The organism is Rhodococcus sp. AQ5-07 (assembly GCF_009707305.1).
Taxonomy (GTDB): Bacteria; Actinomycetota; Actinomycetes; order Mycobacteriales; family Mycobacteriaceae; genus Rhodococcus_F; species Rhodococcus_F erythropolis.
The window spans coordinates 4620213-4635806 of the sequence record NZ_CP046099.1; the positions used below are offsets into that span (position 1 = coordinate 4620213).

At 62.9% G+C, this 15594-nt stretch carries 12 protein-coding genes; 3 read left to right on the forward strand and 9 right to left on the reverse strand.

Features of this window, described 5'->3' with window-relative positions:
- The first annotated feature begins 2 nt into the window (after positions 1–2).
- The 3 genes from GJB56_RS21610 to GJB56_RS21620 are packed head-to-tail and all read left to right on the forward strand — an operon-like array spanning position 3 to position 2627.
- Entirely contained in the window at positions 3–785 is a 783-nt protein-coding gene (locus GJB56_RS21610) for an ABC transporter permease (protein ID WP_202022878.1), read from the forward strand.
- Positions 785–1591: an ABC transporter ATP-binding protein gene (locus GJB56_RS21615; RefSeq protein ID WP_021334430.1), complete on the forward strand. Its 807-nt coding sequence runs from the start codon at positions 785–787 to the stop codon at positions 1589–1591. Before GJB56_RS21610 ends, GJB56_RS21615 begins: the two co-directional genes overlap by 1 nt.
- A 25-nt stretch (positions 1592–1616) precedes the next feature.
- Positions 1617–2627 carry a YdcF family protein gene (locus tag GJB56_RS21620; protein ID WP_113682841.1) on the forward strand — a complete coding sequence of 337 codons (1011 nt, stop codon included), beginning with the start codon at positions 1617–1619 and terminating at the stop codon, positions 2625–2627.
- A gap of 6 nt (positions 2628–2633) precedes the next feature.
- Here GJB56_RS21620 and GJB56_RS21625 read toward each other — a convergent pair whose 3' ends face one another.
- The 9 genes from GJB56_RS21625 to GJB56_RS21665 form a co-directional block, all read right to left on the reverse strand.
- Positions 2634–3467: an NmrA family NAD(P)-binding protein gene (locus tag GJB56_RS21625; RefSeq protein WP_113682842.1), complete on the reverse strand. Its 834-nt coding sequence runs from the start codon at positions 3465–3467 to the stop codon at positions 2634–2636.
- A 14-nt stretch (positions 3468–3481) separates the two neighbouring features.
- Positions 3482–5422: a hydantoinase B/oxoprolinase family protein gene (locus tag GJB56_RS21630; protein WP_003946069.1), complete on the reverse strand. Its 1941-nt coding sequence runs from the start codon at positions 5420–5422 to the stop codon at positions 3482–3484.
- Positions 5422–7521 (reverse strand): hydantoinase/oxoprolinase family protein, encoded by a 2100-nt coding sequence (locus GJB56_RS21635; RefSeq protein ID WP_019746087.1) that lies wholly within the window; start codon positions 7519–7521, stop codon positions 5422–5424. The genes GJB56_RS21630 and GJB56_RS21635 overlap by 1 nt, the downstream gene beginning before the upstream one ends.
- A gap of 281 nt (positions 7522–7802) precedes the next feature.
- Positions 7803–8474, reverse strand: a complete 672-nt coding sequence (locus GJB56_RS21640; RefSeq protein ID WP_113682843.1) for an SRPBCC family protein — start codon at positions 8472–8474, stop codon at positions 7803–7805.
- On the reverse strand, positions 8471–10993 hold the full coding sequence (gene cutA, locus GJB56_RS21645) for an aerobic carbon-monoxide dehydrogenase large subunit (protein ID WP_019746089.1): 2523 nt from the start codon (positions 10991–10993) through the stop codon (positions 8471–8473). The genes GJB56_RS21640 and cutA overlap by 4 nt, the downstream gene beginning before the upstream one ends.
- Positions 10990–11634 (reverse strand): (2Fe-2S)-binding protein, encoded by a 645-nt coding sequence (locus tag GJB56_RS21650; RefSeq protein ID WP_029256750.1) that lies wholly within the window; start codon positions 11632–11634, stop codon positions 10990–10992. The genes cutA and GJB56_RS21650 overlap by 4 nt, the downstream gene beginning before the upstream one ends.
- 2 nt (positions 11635–11636) lie before the next feature.
- A complete protein-coding gene (locus GJB56_RS21655; RefSeq protein WP_019746091.1) occupies positions 11637–12539 on the reverse strand; it encodes an FAD binding domain-containing protein in 903 nt (300 codons plus the stop codon).
- A gap of 89 nt (positions 12540–12628) precedes the next feature.
- Positions 12629–14068, reverse strand: a complete 1440-nt coding sequence (locus GJB56_RS21660; RefSeq protein ID WP_020909747.1) for a uracil-xanthine permease family protein — start codon at positions 14066–14068, stop codon at positions 12629–12631.
- A 292-nt stretch (positions 14069–14360) separates the two neighbouring features.
- Positions 14361–15584: an aminotransferase family protein gene (locus GJB56_RS21665; RefSeq protein WP_113682844.1), complete on the reverse strand. Its 1224-nt coding sequence runs from the start codon at positions 15582–15584 to the stop codon at positions 14361–14363.
- Positions 15585–15594: the final 10 nt, after the last annotated feature.

Sequence of the window (15594 nt, forward strand, 5' to 3'; positions counted from 1 at the left end):
AGATGATGTCAGGACTTCGACTCCTCGCGTGGGAGTTGTGGCTGCCGATCTTGATCGTCGTCGTATGGTACTTCGGTTCGGAGTCGAGCAAGTCGCCCTACTTCCCGCCACTGTCGCGTATCTGGAAAGCATTTGTGGACAACTGGTTCGGTCCGGGATTCGCCCACGACGTCGTACCGAGCTTGACCAACCTTGCCTTCGGTCTTGCCGTGGCACTGGTGGTCGGCATCGGCGCCGGTCTCCTGCTGGCCCTGTTCCCGCTGGCTGCCGATATTGCCGATCCGTTTCTCCAGTTCTTCCGCGCCATTCCGGCGCTGGCCGTATTGCCCGCCCTCTTCATCGTTTTCGGAACCGGTTCGACGGGTAACGTTGCCGCCATCGCCTTCGGCGCGGTCTGGCCGATACTCCTCAACACCCTCGACGGCATTCGCTCCATCGACCCGAGTATCCGATTGGTGGCGCGCAGCTACCGGATCCGTACACCCCTCCTGGTGACGCAGGTACTCCTCCCCGGAGCGATGCCGCAGATAACAGTCGGCATCCGTACCAGTCTCGCGATCGGTGTCGTCATCATGGTCGGCAGCGAAATGTATGTCTCCACTGCAGGAATCGGTCACTTCGTGATCGTCGCGCAACAGACATTCGCCATCGCGGACATGTGGTCCGGAATTCTCCTGCTGGGAATCATCGGATACGTGCTCAACCTCGGATACGGCGTGATCGAACGATGGTTGCTCAGATGGCAGCCGCGGACCCACGACGCTCTCGCAGTGAAAGGAAACTGATGTCATCCACAGAATCTGCGGCATCGATACCCGCAGTCGAACTGAACGGCCTCGGGGTGACCTACGGCGGCCCCACCGGCCGCGAAGTGCTCCGCGGGATCGACCTTACGGTCGCACCGGGAGAAATCGTCTGCATCGTCGGCCATTCCGGCATCGGCAAAAGCACGCTGATTCGTTGCATCGCCGGTCTGCAGAAGCCGACCACCGGTGAGGTCCGCATCGCCGGGATCGCGATCGATGCACCGCCGGCCACTCTGGCTCTCGTGTCACAGGACTACGGACGCACACTGATGCCGTGGCTTCGAGTGGGCGAGAACGTTCGCCTGCCGCTGCGGGGCAACGGTCTGGCGCGGAAGGTTCAGAACGAGAGGGTTACCGATGCACTCGCCGTTGTCGGTCTAGGTGGTGCTGCGCGTTCCTACCCCTGGCAGTTGTCCGGCGGAATGCAGCAGAGAGTAGCGATAGCTCGCGCTCTCGCCTATCGGCCGCAGGTACTCCTCATGGACGAACCCTTCGCGTCGGTCGATGCGCAGACCCGCGCGGAACTCGAAGACCTGCTGCTGACGCTTCAACGTGATCTTGGTATCACCGTCCTCCTGGTCACCCACGACGTCGACGAATCGGTGTACCTGTCCGATCGAGTGGTCGTACTCGGCGGAACGCCGGCATTGATGCAGGACATCGTCGACGTCCCGTTGACCGGAGCTCGAGATCAACTGACCACCAAGGCGGACCCACTGTTCATCGAGTGCCGTACCAGGGTGCTGTCCGCAATCCAGCAGTCCAAAACGGTGGCGCCCGTGTAGTGGGCACCTCGCCTAGTCTGGCTCCGTGATCCTTCTCCTCATCGGCCTCGCGCTGCTCGGATTCTGCGGCTACCGGTTCAGGCAGGATCGGCGGAGGCTGAGCAACGGCGTCTATCTACTTCTCGGAGTGATCTTCACCGGTCTGTGGATGCTGCAGTCGGGTGCACCGGGGACCGAGATCCCGTCGTTCGTCATCGCGACGATCGCTCTGCTCTCGCCGTTGCTGGTGCTCCTGCTTGCAGGATTCCTGATCGTCAACGGGGTCACGATGCTGCGGCGCGAGGGATTCAGCGTGGCGAACCTGCTCTCCCTCGTCGCCGGACTCGGACTGCTCGTTCCCTACGTACTGCTCGCATCAGCGTTGCTGACGCAGAGATATTGGCTCGCAGTCGTTCTCGGATCGTTCAGCCTGGTCGCGTCGTACCTGGGGTTTCTGTTCACGAGCTTTCTGCTCTACTCCTACGTGTACGGACGCCAGAAGTACCAGCCCGGGATGGACGCGATAGTGGTGCACGGCGCCGGGCTTTCGGGTGCCGACGTGACGCCCCTGCTGGCCAGCCGTCTGGACAAGGCCGCGGACGTCTTCCGCGCCGAGGTCCGCGAAGGACGTTCACCGCTGTTGGTCGTCAGCGGCGGGAAGGGATCGGACGAGGTGGTCAGCGAGGCTGAGGCAATGTGCGTCTACCTCGTCGATCACGGGATCCCGCGCGAGAACGTGATGCTAGAGGACCGTTCGACCACCACCCTCGAGAATCTCGAGTACACCAGGGACCTTCTCCGCGCCGACACCACGAGGCCTCGAATGGTTCTGGTCACCAGCAACTTCCATATACTCCGAACCGCAACGTTTGCCCGAAGCCTCGATCTGGACGCAGAAGTCATCGGTTCCCACACCGCCCGGTACTACCTGCCGAGCGCTATTCTGCGCGAGTTCGCCGCCGTCACGGTGGAACACAAGTGGCTCAACGGAACGGTCTGCCTGATCCTCGCCGCCCTGCCCCCACTGGTTGTCTGGGCGGCAGGAGGCATTGCGTAGCAAGCCTCACCGAATCAGGCTCTCGACGCCCATCGGTCGGCGACCCAGAAGCAGTTCCACGGCAGCACTGCCCGCAAGGAAGTCGTGGTGGTTGTAGAACTCGAACATCGCCGCCAATCGTGAGCTGGCGTTGACGTCCAGGCCGCTGCCGCTCTGTTCACGCCATTGATCCACGCTGATCTGTTCTATCGCGACGGTACGTGACGTCTGCTTCTCCACCATCTGTGCCACCTCCATGACGCTCAGAGCTTGCGGGCCGCCCACCTCGTACGTCGCTCCGTGATGCTCGCCCGGGCCCTCGCTCAGGACGACCGCGGCAACAGCTGCCACGTCCGCCAAACTCACGAACGAGAACCTCGTGTCCGCGCTGTACGGCACGACGATGGTCTCTGACCGACCCGTGAGTACTGCTTCGAAATTCTGCGCGTACGCACATGGTTGCAGCACAGTCCATTTCAAGGGAGAACGATGCAGTTCGTCCTCACACCTGGCTTTGTCCAGGTGATGCGGCATTGACGGGCTGAACGGCCACGCCACGGAGTGATAGACAAAGTGCTCCACCCCCGCCGAAGCCGCTGCCGTCAGCGCATTGCGAAGCAGTGCCGGCTCGTCGGGATGGACGTTCGGGGCAATGAAGTACACACCTCGGCACCCGGCGAGCGCCTTGCGCAGCCCTCTTCCCGTTTCGAGTTCTACCTCGAAGTCCCCGTCGACACGCGCCTTTCGCACCAGTCGCCGAACTGTCACGCTCGGCGGCAGTGCAGCGACGACTGCCTCACCGGTCTTACCCGCGGCGCCGATCACCGCGATGTCGGCGCCGCGAGCAATTCCGTTCTCCATGAGAGTTTTCCGTCCTAGACGTAGTCGTAGACCGCTGAGGTGGCGCCACCGGAAAGCTGCGCGTAGCCCGGACCCCGATCGAAGAAGGGTTCGTTCTCACCGCGCTCCGAGCGCAACTGATCCCGTAGCTCCGTGGTAGCAGCCTCGTCGACCGACGGCTCGTCACCCTCGATCACGACAACACCGTAGTCGTCGCGTGCGCCCTCCACGGAAACCTTGCGCCACTGAATGTCTCGCAAGACCTCTTCGATCGGGCGCTCCAGTGGATCTCCCCAACCGCCACCACCGGTGGTGCGAATCCGTACGACCTCGCCGGCCTTGATCGGCTCGGCATCGGTCAGAGCGTCGAACTCACGCTCGTTCGGTCCACCCGGATCCAGGACCACGGAGAACGGCCGACCGGCCTTGCCGCCCTTGACTCCCCAGCAGGCGAGGATCGAACGATCCGCAATGGACATGAAGTGCGCATCCTTGAGCATCCGGATGTGCTTCTCGTATCCCAGGCCGCCGCGGTAGCGTCCGGCTCCGCCGGAATCCATGGCCAGACCGAGCTTCTCGACGATGAAGGGGAAACGGCTCTCGGTGAATTCGGTCGGCAGGTTCCGTGAATCGGGAACGACGTGAATCGTGTCCTCACCGTCGGCGTAATAGCGTCCGCCCGAACCGCCGCCGAGCACCTCACGCATGAGGTACGAGTGACCCTCGAAGTCTTCACCGTAAACACCGGTGTACCTGATGGTCTCCTGGTCGGCGGGCATGTTGCCGTCCACAGCCTTGGCGACGACGCCGGCCAGCACTCCGAGCAGACGGAGGATGACAAAGGTGCGAGCGTTGGTGGGGGCAGGGAAGATCGGGGTGATCAATGTTCCCTTTTCGGGGAACTTCATCTCGATCAGCGGTACGACGCCCTCGTTGACATCCAGTTCGGCCATGCGCTCGGGGGTGTCCGCGAGGTTACGCAGAATCGGGGCCAACCACTTGATGAGGAAGTTTCCGTCCGCGTAGTCACCGCAGTGGTTGATCGGGCCCTTTGCCTGCGGTCCGGTTCCGTTGAAGTCCAGGATGAGTCGCTCGCCGCCCTCGTCCTCCGGCCGCGTCTTCGTGAGCGTGATCCGCTGGATGTGGAGCATCGGCTCGTCGACGCCGTCGTGCTCGGCGTAGTCCTCCCACGTGTACTCACCGACCGGGATCTTGCTGAGGATCTCGCGGCGGTACGTCTCGGTGGTCGCGTCCATCATCGCGTCGAAGCACGACTCGACGGTGTCGACGCCGTAGCGCTCGAACAATTCGGTGAGTCGACGCGCCCCCATCAGGCACGCCGAGCACTCGGCGTCGAGGTCAGCTGCGAGAGCGTCCGGCATGCGGGAGTTACGCGTCATGATGCGCAGCGCCGCCTCGTTGGGAACTCCCTGGTCCCACAGTTTGATCGGCGGAACCATCAAACCCTCTTCGTACACCGTGGTGGCGCCGGACGGCATGGAGCCGGGGCAGCAACCGCCGATGTCGTCGTGGTGACCGAATGCCTGAACGAACGCAACAACCTTCGGCTCGGCATCGGGAGTGACGCGGGCGAAGACAGGCACCGTGACGCAGAGGTCGGGGAGATGGCCGATGCCACCTTCGGACAGGTAGACGTCGTTGTGGAAGTACACGTCTCCCGGCTTCATCGTCTCGAGTGGGAAGTCCCGGGCGATCGGATGAACCAGGGCGGAATACGAACGGCCCGTGAGCTTGCGGAGGTTCCGGTCGTGAATACCCGCGCGGAAGTCGTGAGCGTCACGGATCATCGGCGAACGCGAGGTGCGCGAAATGGAGGTCTCGACTTCCATTTCCACGCTGGCGAGGTAACCGGCGACGATCTCGACCAAAATCGGATCAGGTGACGCACCGTCGGTAGCGGTGAGTCGGTACGGCTTGGCCGCGGTGGCAGCAGCAGCATCGAGAATGGCGGTCATCACTTCACTCCGTTCGAGTCGGAAGACTTCGAGATACGAATGTTCCCGAAGGTGTCGATACGTGCCGAGAATCCGGGGTGGATCGGGACAGTCGAGCTGAACTCCTCGATCACGGCCGGTCCTTCGATGACGTCACCCGCACCGAGCAGCGTGCGGTCGTAGGTAGCAGTTTCGACCCAGCTGTCGAAATACGATTGCCGCGAACCGGTTCGGGCGGTGTCGGCGCCAGTGCCGGCGGGGATCTCCTTGAGCGTCGGACGCTTGATCGGGCCGATGCCACTCACGCGCAGGTTGACCCATTCCACGTGCTGCGACGGGTCTCCCCGGAAGTCGTAGCCGTACAGTTCGCGGTGCGCCTGATGGAACGCCTCGGCCGCGTCGTCCATGATCTGCGCCGTGACGGTACCTTCCGCCACCGGGACGCGTACCTCGAAGGCCTGACCGAGGTAACGCAGATCCGCAGTACGGGAGTACTTGCGCTGCGTCTCGTCGAAACCCTCTTCGGCGAGCGCGATCTCGGCTTCGCCGGCCAACGCGTCGAACTGGCTCTGCAGGTCTTCAGCCTTCAACCGGTCGTGACGACTGACATGCGTCTGGACGTAGTCGTTGCGGACATCGACCGTCAGCAGACCGAACGCGGAGACGTTACCCGGATTGAGCGGGACAAGAACGTCTTTCAGACCCAGGATGTCGACGAGACGGCAGGCGAGCAGGGAGCCGGAGCCGCCGAACGTCACGAGGGTGAAGTCGCGAACGTCGAGGCCACGCTTGACCGTGATCTGACGCAGGGCGTTGGCCTGGTTCCACGCCGAAACCTCGAGGACACCGACCGCACACTCCTCGAAGCCCAGACTGAGCTGTGTTGCAAGCTCTTCGAGGCCCTTGCGTGCCAGTTCTGTGTCGAGGGGAATTTCGCCGCCGAGCAGATGGGGTGGGATGCGCCCGAGCAGGACGTGCGCGTCGGTGATGGTCGGTTCGCTGCCGCCCTTGCCGTAGCACAACGGTCCGGGATCGGCGCCCGCCGACTGAGGGCCGACTCGGAGGGTGCGTTCCGGCGTCATCCACGCGATCGAGCCACCGCCGGCGCCGACGGTCACGACGTCGATCATCGGGATCTTCGAGGGGTAGTTGCCTACTCGCCCTTCGGTGGTCAGCGCGGGCTCGCCGCGAACCACGACGGTGACGTCTGTCGATGTTCCGCCGCCGTCACAGGTCAACACCTGCTCGACGCCGGCCGCATCGGCGATCAGCGCAGCACCGAGAGCTCCGGCAGCCGGTCCCGACAGGACTGTCGTAATAGGCTGGTGAACAACCTCTTTGGCTGACAGGACACCGCCGTTGGACTTCATGACGTAGAACGGTATGTCGCGGGGTTCGCCGTCGGTGGTCGAGAACTCACGCAGACGATTCGCGATGTTGTTCACGTAGTTTCGGATGTTCGGCTTGACCGCGGCGTCGACGAGAGTGGTGATGGACCGCTCGTATTCGCGGTACTCACGAAGCACCTGGCTCGAGATGCTCACCGTCGCATCGGGGAAGACCTCGAAGAGGATGTCGCGAACGCGCTCCTCGTGCGTCGGATCGGCGTACGAGTGCATGAGGCAGACGCCGATGGTCCGGATGCCGCGGTCCTTGAAGAACTGCGCTGCGCTGCGAACGCTCTCTTCGTCGAGCGGACGAATCTCGCTGCCGTCGAAGGAAAGCCGTCCACCGACGGTGCGTACACGATCGGCGGGAACGATGCGTTCGGGCTTGACCCAGAAGTACGAGTTGCCGTAGCCGTCCGGCACCGACTGACGAGCGATTTCGAGAACGTGCTCGTAGCCTTCGGTGGTGATGAAGCCGAGGTTCTCGACCTTGCCTTCGAGCAGCTTGTTGGTCGCAACGGTCGTGCCGTGGCTGACCGCACCGATCGAGTCGCCGCTCTCGCCGAGCTTGGCGAGCACTTTCTCGATACCGGCGAGAAAGCCCTCGGCGGGATCCGCCGGGGTGGACGGGGTCTTGGTGGTGACGATGGCGCCGGTTTCGTCGTCCACTGCCACGATGTCGGTGAACGTTCCGCCGGTATCGATACCGACCCGAATCTTCCTGGGTTCCACGCTTCCTCCTGAGATCTTTGGCTCGTCTCGTCTGGTACCGATCGACGGTTGCGGCCTAGCCGGTGAGTGGCTCGTACCTGACGTGTAGTGCTATTCCACAGGTTCGGAAGGGCGGATTCTTTGTCACAATTCGCCGAATCGGGGGACCAAGGTTCGGCGCACGATCACGAGCGGATCTTCGCCGGCGCCCCCGTGGGTTACGCGGACGTGAAAAACGCCCCGAACCTGGTCGGTTCGGGGCGTTTCCCTCATCGTGAATCAGCTGTTGACACCTGAGTGAACTACTCGCGACAACCAGAACGCGCCAGGAATCCGCCTATAGCAACACCTGACAAAGCAATGGCTGCGCCGACGACGGCGCTGACCATCACCGTGCGAGCATCGGCGCCACCCGCTGTCGGTGCAGCGGCCGGAAGAATCGCCGGTGCCGCGACAGCTCCGGAAACTACCGGCACCGCCTCGACCGACGCTGCCGGTATTGCCGCGGCCACGGCGGCAGTGACCTTCTCGGGGATGCCGTTGGCAATGACGCCGTCGATGCTCTTGAAGAACACCCCGGCCATCTTCTTGGCTACACCGGTGATCATGCGCTGCCCGACGCCGCCGACCATCCCGCCGACCACGGCGTCGGCGTCATACGAAAGCAGCGTGCCACCCTCGTTCTCCGTCAAGGTGACCGTGACGTCCGCCTTCACCGTGCCGGGAGCACCAGCCCCCGAAGCCGTCATGACAAACGAATTGGGCCGATTCTGTTGCGACAGAACAACCTCGCCGTCGTAGACGCCCTTGATCGACGCAACTCCGGCCATGATGGAGAGCTTGTAGTGATTGTCCGTGAGCTGCTCGAGCGACTGCACACCGGGAATGGTCGCGGCCAGTACACGACCGTCCTGGAGCTTGTCGTAGACCTCTTCGCGAGGTGCCGTCAGCTGCGCGGTGCCGGCGATTCTCATGCATTCTCCTCTGATGACGAACCCGCATGTGCGAGTCGAAGTTCGAACAGTTCGGACGGTGAAATGGGCATGGACGTGATCGAGATTCCTTCGGCGTCCTCGATGGCGGCCGCGATGACGGCGCTGGTGGGGATCACACCGGCCTCACCGGCACCCTTCATTCCGAGTGGGTTGAGCCCTGACGGCGTGACGGTGTGATCCATCTCGAGCGAATCCGGCATCTCGGTGACGAACGGCATCAAGAAGTCCATGTACGACGCGTTGAGCATCTGCCCGTGCTCGTCGTAGACGATCCGCTCGTAGAGTGCGCCGCCGATACCTTGCGCGACGGCGCCCATGACCTGGCCTTCGACGATGCGGGGGTTGATCACGTTTCCGCAGTCGTGGATGACAACGTAACGACGGACCGTGATCTCGGCTGTCACGGGATCGGTTTCGACGATCGCCGCGTGCACTCCCGAAGCGAAGGTGGAACTGGGCGGCGAGTAGTAGCCGGTTGCTTCCAGACCAGGCTGCTCACCCTCGGGAATCGGCGGCTTCGACATGTCCGTGTCGGTCTTGGCGAAACCGGTGGCCAGCTTCGACTCACGGTCGAACGCATATCGTAGCGGGTTCGACAGCACGGCAACAACACTCAGCGGTACGGACGTACCTTCCACACCGGCTTCGGTGCCGATCTTGCACACGTGGCCTTCCCGGAGTTCCAGTTCGGTTTCCGGCAGATCCAAGATTCCGGAGGCGATCTTCTTCGCCTTCTCCGCGACCATCTGCGCCGCGACATGGAAGGCCGAACCCGACATGACCGCCCCACGCGAGGCGAAAGTGCCTACGGCATAACCGAACCGGCGGGTATCACCCGTGACGATCTCGACGTCGGAGACCTTGACTCCGAGATCGTCCGCAACGATCTGGGCGAACGCGGTCTGATGGCCTTGGCCTTGCGTCGTCAAGCCTGTTGCCGCCTTGACCTTTCCGGACGTCTCGACCACGACGTGGGCACCCTCGTAAGGTCCCGGGCCGGTTCCCTCGACGTACGCACCGATACCGATTCCGACCGACCGCCCTTCGGCGCGAGCCTTCCTCTGGTACTCGGGAAATCCGTCCCAGTCGATGAGCTTCTTGAGCTTGTCGATGCCTGCCTGGTAGTCGCCCGTGTCGTAGATCAACGGGCGTCCGTCCTGGAACATCAGGCCGAAGTCGTACGGCATGTCCTCAGGGCGAATGAAGTTCGCCTCCCGCACCGCGATCTTGTCCTTGTTCAGGTACTTGGCGATGGCGTCCATGGATCGCTCCATAGCGAACACTGCCTGCGGACGTCCGGCGCCGCGGTACGGGGTCACGATGACCGTGTTGGTGTACAGCGAATAGGCGTTGACCCGGAACGACTTCGGCTTGTACGGCCCGAGAACCTGCGTCGCGGTGTTGATCATGACGATGATCCCGTACGGCAGGTAGGCACCGTTGTCGTGCCAGAACGTGAAGTCGAACGCCAACAGGCGACCCTCGTCGTCGAATCCGATGTCGACCTTCTGGATCTGCCCACGCTCGTGCGCGCTCGAGATGAAGTGCTCACGGCGATCCTCGACCCACTTCACCTCACAGGAGATGCCGGCCTGGCCGAGGCGTCGAGCGGCCCACGTGATCATCACTTCTTCGGGCCACGGGTGAACGATCTTGACGCCGAATCCACCGCCGACGTCAGGAGCGATGCAGTGAACCTTGTTCAGCGCCATCCCCAATCGCGCGGCGATTGCGGCGCGGGCGGACGTGGAGGTCTGGGTGGAGGTCCAGAACGTGAGGGTGTTCTCGTCGCCGTCCCAGCGCGCGTAGACACCCTTGCCCTCCATCGGCATGGAAGCCGAACGCTCGATTTCGAGATCCAGCGTCAGTCGGTGCGGCGCGGCGGCCAGTTCGGCATCCAGATCTCCGAACCCGTGCTGCAGGTGAGCGGCGACGTTGTCCGGAACGTCGGCGTGGACGGCGTTGGCGGCAGTGCGAGCGACGTCGATCCCCACTACAGGCTTCAGCGCCTCGTAGGTGACGTCGATCTTCGCGCAAGCGTCCTCGGCGATGTACCGGTTGTCGGCGACCACCATGGCGATGGCTTCGCCGACATGCTTCACCTCGTCCTTCGCGAGGGGATACCCGTTGCGCGGAGCGATGATTCCCGGATGCGGAATGAGCAGTGGCAGGTTCTCCGCCATTTCCGGCGTGTCGGCCAGGAGATCTTCGTAGGTGTAGATGGCATGCACACCAGGCACTTCCAGCGCCTGGTCGATGTCGATGTCGATGATTCGCGCATGAGCGTGCGGCGACCTGACGAATGCCGCGATCAGCGCGTTGTGGCCCAGATCGTCGAGGTATCGCCCCTGACCGCTGAGCAGACGCGTATCTTCCTCGCGCGGAATCGGTTTACCGAAGAACTTGCCGTCGTCGGCAACCGAATGATCGGCCGTCGAATGATCGGAAGCGGGGTGCTTCGCCCCGTTGCGCTTTGCTGGTTTGACCGGAGTACTCATGCCTTACCCGCCCGTCCTCCGACGGGATTCGTTGTTCCCCGCACCTTGCGATCCAACGCCTCCCGAGTGGACGCGTCGTCGATTCCGAGCGGGAACTGCCCGGCCCGTTCACGCTTGATCTCGGCTGCGCGCAGAACCGACGCCCTGATGTTCTGGTATCCCGTACAACGGCAAAGGTTTCCCGCGATCGCGTCGGTTGCTTCCTCACGTGTGGGATTGGGGTTCTCCTCGAGAAACGCCGCGATGGTCGTCACGAATCCCGGAGTGCAGAATCCGCACTGCAGACCGTGACAATCCTTGAACGCCTGCTGAACCGGATGCAAAGTACCGTCCGGCTCGACGAGGCCTTCGACGGTCGTGATCGATCGACCTTCGAGGCTGGCAGCGAGGACGAGGCAGGACCGAACCGGCTTTCCGTCGAGCAGCACGGTGCACGCACCACACACGCCGTGTTCACAACCGACGTGCGTGCCCGTCTTACGGAGGTGGTGACGAATGGCATCCGAAGCCAAAGTGCGGGAGGGAAGAACGACGGTGCTCGTCACCTCGTTGAGCGTGAACGTCACGGCCACATGGTGCTCACCGGTGTCTGCTGCCAACTCGGCAAGTTGATCATCGATGGAGCGATCGTTTTTGGACATTGTCACCACTTTCCTGCCAGTACTGCGTTCTCACTGAGAGCATCCGTTGCCGCCGCGAAGCCGACCCGCGCCGTGAGCGCGGACACCAACTGCGAGCGGTACGCCGCCGTCCCGTGAATGTCTGCCTCGGTATCTATCTGCGCGCGGGCGCATTCTCCGAGAGTGCGCCATCGCGGGTCTCGCTGATCCGTCGCGGACGCCCCCGCCAGCACGTCCGTGTAGTCCACGACCTGCCCCAGTTCTCCGGCGGACACGTACGTCATGTGCGCTTCGGCCACCAGACCGTCGACCACGCGAATCCGGGCGACGACGCCGACCAGTGCATAGTCACCGTGACGACGCGCGATCTCGTCGATGGCGGTCCCCACTCCGGGTTCGGCGCCGGGCACCGACACCGACACCGCGATCTCGTCCGATTCCAGGCTCGACTCGAGAGGACCGGCAAAGAGATCCGTCGACGCGATCTCGCGGGTGCCACGCACCGACTGGACGGTCACGCTGCCGCCGAGCAGTGTCAGGACTGCCGGCATCTCCGCCGACGGGTCGGCATGGACGATGGAACCGACGCTCGTCCCGCGGTTACGGATCGTGGGGTGCGCTACCAACTGCAGAGCACGGTTCAGTAGAGGCTGAACTCGACGAGCACCTTCGTCGGCCGCCAGCACCGAGTGCGTGGCCAGGGCCTGGAACCGCACTCCTTCGTCTTCGGACGAGGTCACCGAAGCGAGGTTCGGGATCGATCCGATGTCGACGATGTGGGCGGGCGCGGCGAGGCGCATGGACAGCAGCGGCACAAGCGATTGCCCACCGGCGAGCACCTTCCCCTCGTGAGAGACCTCGGAGAGGATTCGGCACGCGTCCTCGACCGAGGACGGTCGGTGATAAGTCAGCGGCGACGGTTTCATTACTCAATCCTGCCTCTATGAGTCACTTCACGTTTTGTGCAGATGTGACAACGGTCACGGGTCATACCTGGCATACATTCAACTTGGCATCACGTGAGCTGCGCCACGGGCTCTTCCCGTTCGTCATCTGACGTATCCGGACCCGTCGTGGAGCCCGGTCGCCTGCCGGGCTCCGGCCTGTTCAGTTCGGGGTTCCTGGACCCGACGAACTGGCAGAAGTGGTACATCACGATCAAGACGATGGTGCCGAGCGCGATGCCTCCGAGTGAGAACGTGTCACTGAACTTCAGAGCCGTGTCGCCGATACCGATGATCAGACCGGCGGCGATCGGCATCAGATTCAGCGGATTCCCGAAGTCGACACCGTTCTCTTTCCAGATCTTGGCGCCGAGCAGACCGATCATGCCGAACAGAACCACAAGAATTCCGCCGAGAACGCCGCCGGGAGTCGCCGCCATGACCGCCCCGAACTTGGGGGAGAAGCCGAGCAGGATCGCGATGACACCCGCGATCACGTACGCGGCGGTCGAGTACACCCGAGTGGCCGCCATGACACCGATGTTCTCGGCGTGTGTCGTCGTGGGAGAGCCGCCTACTGCGCTGGCGATGGCGGTGGCAAAACCGTCACCGGCAATTGCGCGTCCGATGTACGGGTCGAGATCGTCGCCCGTGATCTCGGCGACGGCCTTGACGTGACCGGCGTTTTCCGCGACCAGTGCGATGACACCGGGAAGGACCAGAACGATGAACGTGAGGCTGAACGAGGGAGCGTGGATACCGACGATTCCGTTGGCTTCGTCCGAGAACGGCGGCAACCCGAACCATGACGCCGAGTGCACCGAATCCCAGTTGACACGAAAGTGCTCGGTGGGTGCTCCACTACCGCCGGCGGACGTGATCGGACCGGAGACCCGGTCGAGGACCCACGAGAAGATGTAGCCGAAAACCAGCGCGACGAGAATGGCGATACGTCCCAGGAAGCCGCGTAGCGCAACGCTCATCACGATCAGGGCAACCATCACGATCAGTGCCACCCATTGGTCCTGCGGCCAGTACAACCCCGCGACAACGGGCGCCAGGTTGAAACCGATCAGCATCACCACAGCGCCGGTGACCACCGGCGGTAGCGCTTTACTGATGACGCCACCGCCGAGAAAGTGGATGGCGATGCCGACGAATCCCAGAACCAACCCCGACACCAGAATCGCACCGGTCACTTCCGCCGTCGTTCCACCCTGAGCACGAATAGCGGCAACGCCGCCGACGAAGGCCGCCGACGTACCGAGGTAACTGGGGACGCGTCCTTTGACCACCAGGAGGAAAAAGAGCGTACAAAAGCCCGACATCATCACGGCAAGTTGAGGATTGAGCCCCATGATGATCGGGAAGACGAACGTCGCGCCGAACATCGACACGACATGCTGGCCACCCAACCCGATGGTTCTTCCCCAACTGAGTCGCTCGCCGGGAGCGACCACTTCACCGGGTCCGATGTTCTTTCCGTCTCCGTGCAACGTCCAGATCGGCATGACGAGACCTTTCGCGAAGGAGGAAGGTGTTCGAAATGCTTTGTGCCCCAGCTCACAAACACCGTGTCTGGAGTGAAACGCTAATGCAGCAATCAGATTTGGACGTGATGACAATCTGCCAGAACCCACTCGCCGAGATTGGCAACAATGGTGGCAGATGACGCGGGCAGGGGTCATCGTCAGTGCTGGAGACAGTTTCGACCGAAATGAGGACCGCGCCGCGAAGGGTCCAAACATTTTCTTCGGCTTAATGATTCCGTAACACGATGTCTGTCAACGGAAAACGAGGTACCTAGCCCAGGGCTGCGAGGATCCCTGCTGCCATCTCCGCGACCTGATCGTCGGTCATGACGAACGTCGGCGAAATCTGCATCGCACCCTGACCCGCCGCGCGACCCGAAATACCGTGCTCACGCAACGTCTTCACGAACGGCAAAGCCTCCGCCGGATCAGCCAACTGCACCGCAGCGACCGCACCGAGCCCACTACGAACCTCCGCCACCCGCGGATGCTCGGCCAACGGCTGCAGATGCGTATGCAACGACGCCTCCAGACGCTTCGACTCCCCAAGCAAATTCTCACGCTCGAGAATGTCGAGGTTCGCCATCGCCGCCGCAGCAGCACCGGCATGCCCGCCGTACGTGTAACCATGACGCCACCACGAACCCGCATAGAACGGCTCCGCCACCCGCGGCGCGATGAACACCGCACCCATCGGAACGTAACCGGACGTCAAACCCTTTGCCGTGGTCATCATGTCGGGCTGCAAATCGAAACGAGTAGACGCGAACCACTCGCCGCCGATACGACCGAAACCGGTCACGACCTCGTCGACGACAAACAAAATGTCGTGCTCGCGGCAGATGTCGCGCACCTCGGCCAGGTACCCCTCCGGCGGAAGATACACCCCACCGGCACCGATGATCGGCTCCGCGAAGAACGCGGCGATCCTGTTCGCACCGATCCTCTCGATCAACTCGAGCAGACTCTTCGCATCATCCCAGCCGACCGTGGCCGCATCCGCCATCAACTCGCCGTACCCCTCACGGTTCACCGCAATACCCGCCAGAGCCGTTCCCGCAACATGCATTCCGTGGTACGCCTTCTGACGACCGACGATGATCACCTTCTCCGGCTGCCCCACCTCGTGCCAGTACCGGCGAGCGAGCTTCGCCGCAGTGTCCACCGAATCCGAACCACCCGAAGTGAAGAAGATCTTGCTCCCGGCAACCGGCGCGATCGTCGCCAACCGCTCCGCCAACACCTGCGTGGTCTCGGGAACAAAATCACCGAAATTCGAGAAATGAGCGATCTTCGACAACTGAGCCGCCACCGCGTCCGCGATCTCCGTGCGCCCGTGCCCGACATTGGTGAACCACAGGCCGGCCGTCGCATCCAGATACCGAGTGCCCTCGCGGTCCCAGATGTACGCGCCCTCACCGCGAGAGACGACAAACGCGCCGTTCTTCTCCACAGCGCCCATGTCCGCGAACCCGTGCCACAATGCCGAAGCCATCGTCGTTCTC

What these genes read in the sequence shown, in the direction of transcription:
- GJB56_RS21610 (WP_202022878.1), top strand. Translation starts at nt 3, where the DNA reads ATGATGTCAGGACTTCGACTCCTCGCGTGGGAGTTGTGGCTGCCGATC.
- GJB56_RS21615 (WP_021334430.1), top strand. Translation starts at nt 785, where the DNA reads ATGTCATCCACAGAATCTGCGGCATCGATACCCGCAGTCGAACTGAAC.
- GJB56_RS21625 (WP_113682842.1), bottom strand. Translation starts at nt 3,467, where the DNA reads ATGGAGAACGGAATTGCTCGCGGCGCCGACATCGCGGTGATCGGCGCC.
- GJB56_RS21630 (WP_003946069.1), bottom strand. Translation starts at nt 5,422, where the DNA reads ATGACCGCCATTCTCGATGCTGCTGCTGCCACCGCGGCCAAGCCGTAC.
- GJB56_RS21640 (WP_113682843.1), bottom strand. Translation starts at nt 8,474, where the DNA reads ATGAGAATCGCCGGCACCGCGCAGCTGACGGCACCTCGCGAAGAGGTC.
- cutA (WP_019746089.1), bottom strand. Translation starts at nt 10,993, where the DNA reads ATGAGTACTCCGGTCAAACCAGCAAAGCGCAACGGGGCGAAGCACCCC.
- GJB56_RS21650 (WP_029256750.1), bottom strand. Translation starts at nt 11,634, where the DNA reads ATGTCCAAAAACGATCGCTCCATCGATGATCAACTTGCCGAGTTGGCA.
- GJB56_RS21655 (WP_019746091.1), bottom strand. Translation starts at nt 12,539, where the DNA reads ATGAAACCGTCGCCGCTGACTTATCACCGACCGTCCTCGGTCGAGGAC.
- GJB56_RS21660 (WP_020909747.1), bottom strand. Translation starts at nt 14,068, where the DNA reads ATGCCGATCTGGACGTTGCACGGAGACGGAAAGAACATCGGACCCGGT.
- GJB56_RS21665 (WP_113682844.1), bottom strand. Translation starts at nt 15,584, where the DNA reads ATGGCTTCGGCATTGTGGCACGGGTTCGCGGACATGGGCGCTGTGGAG.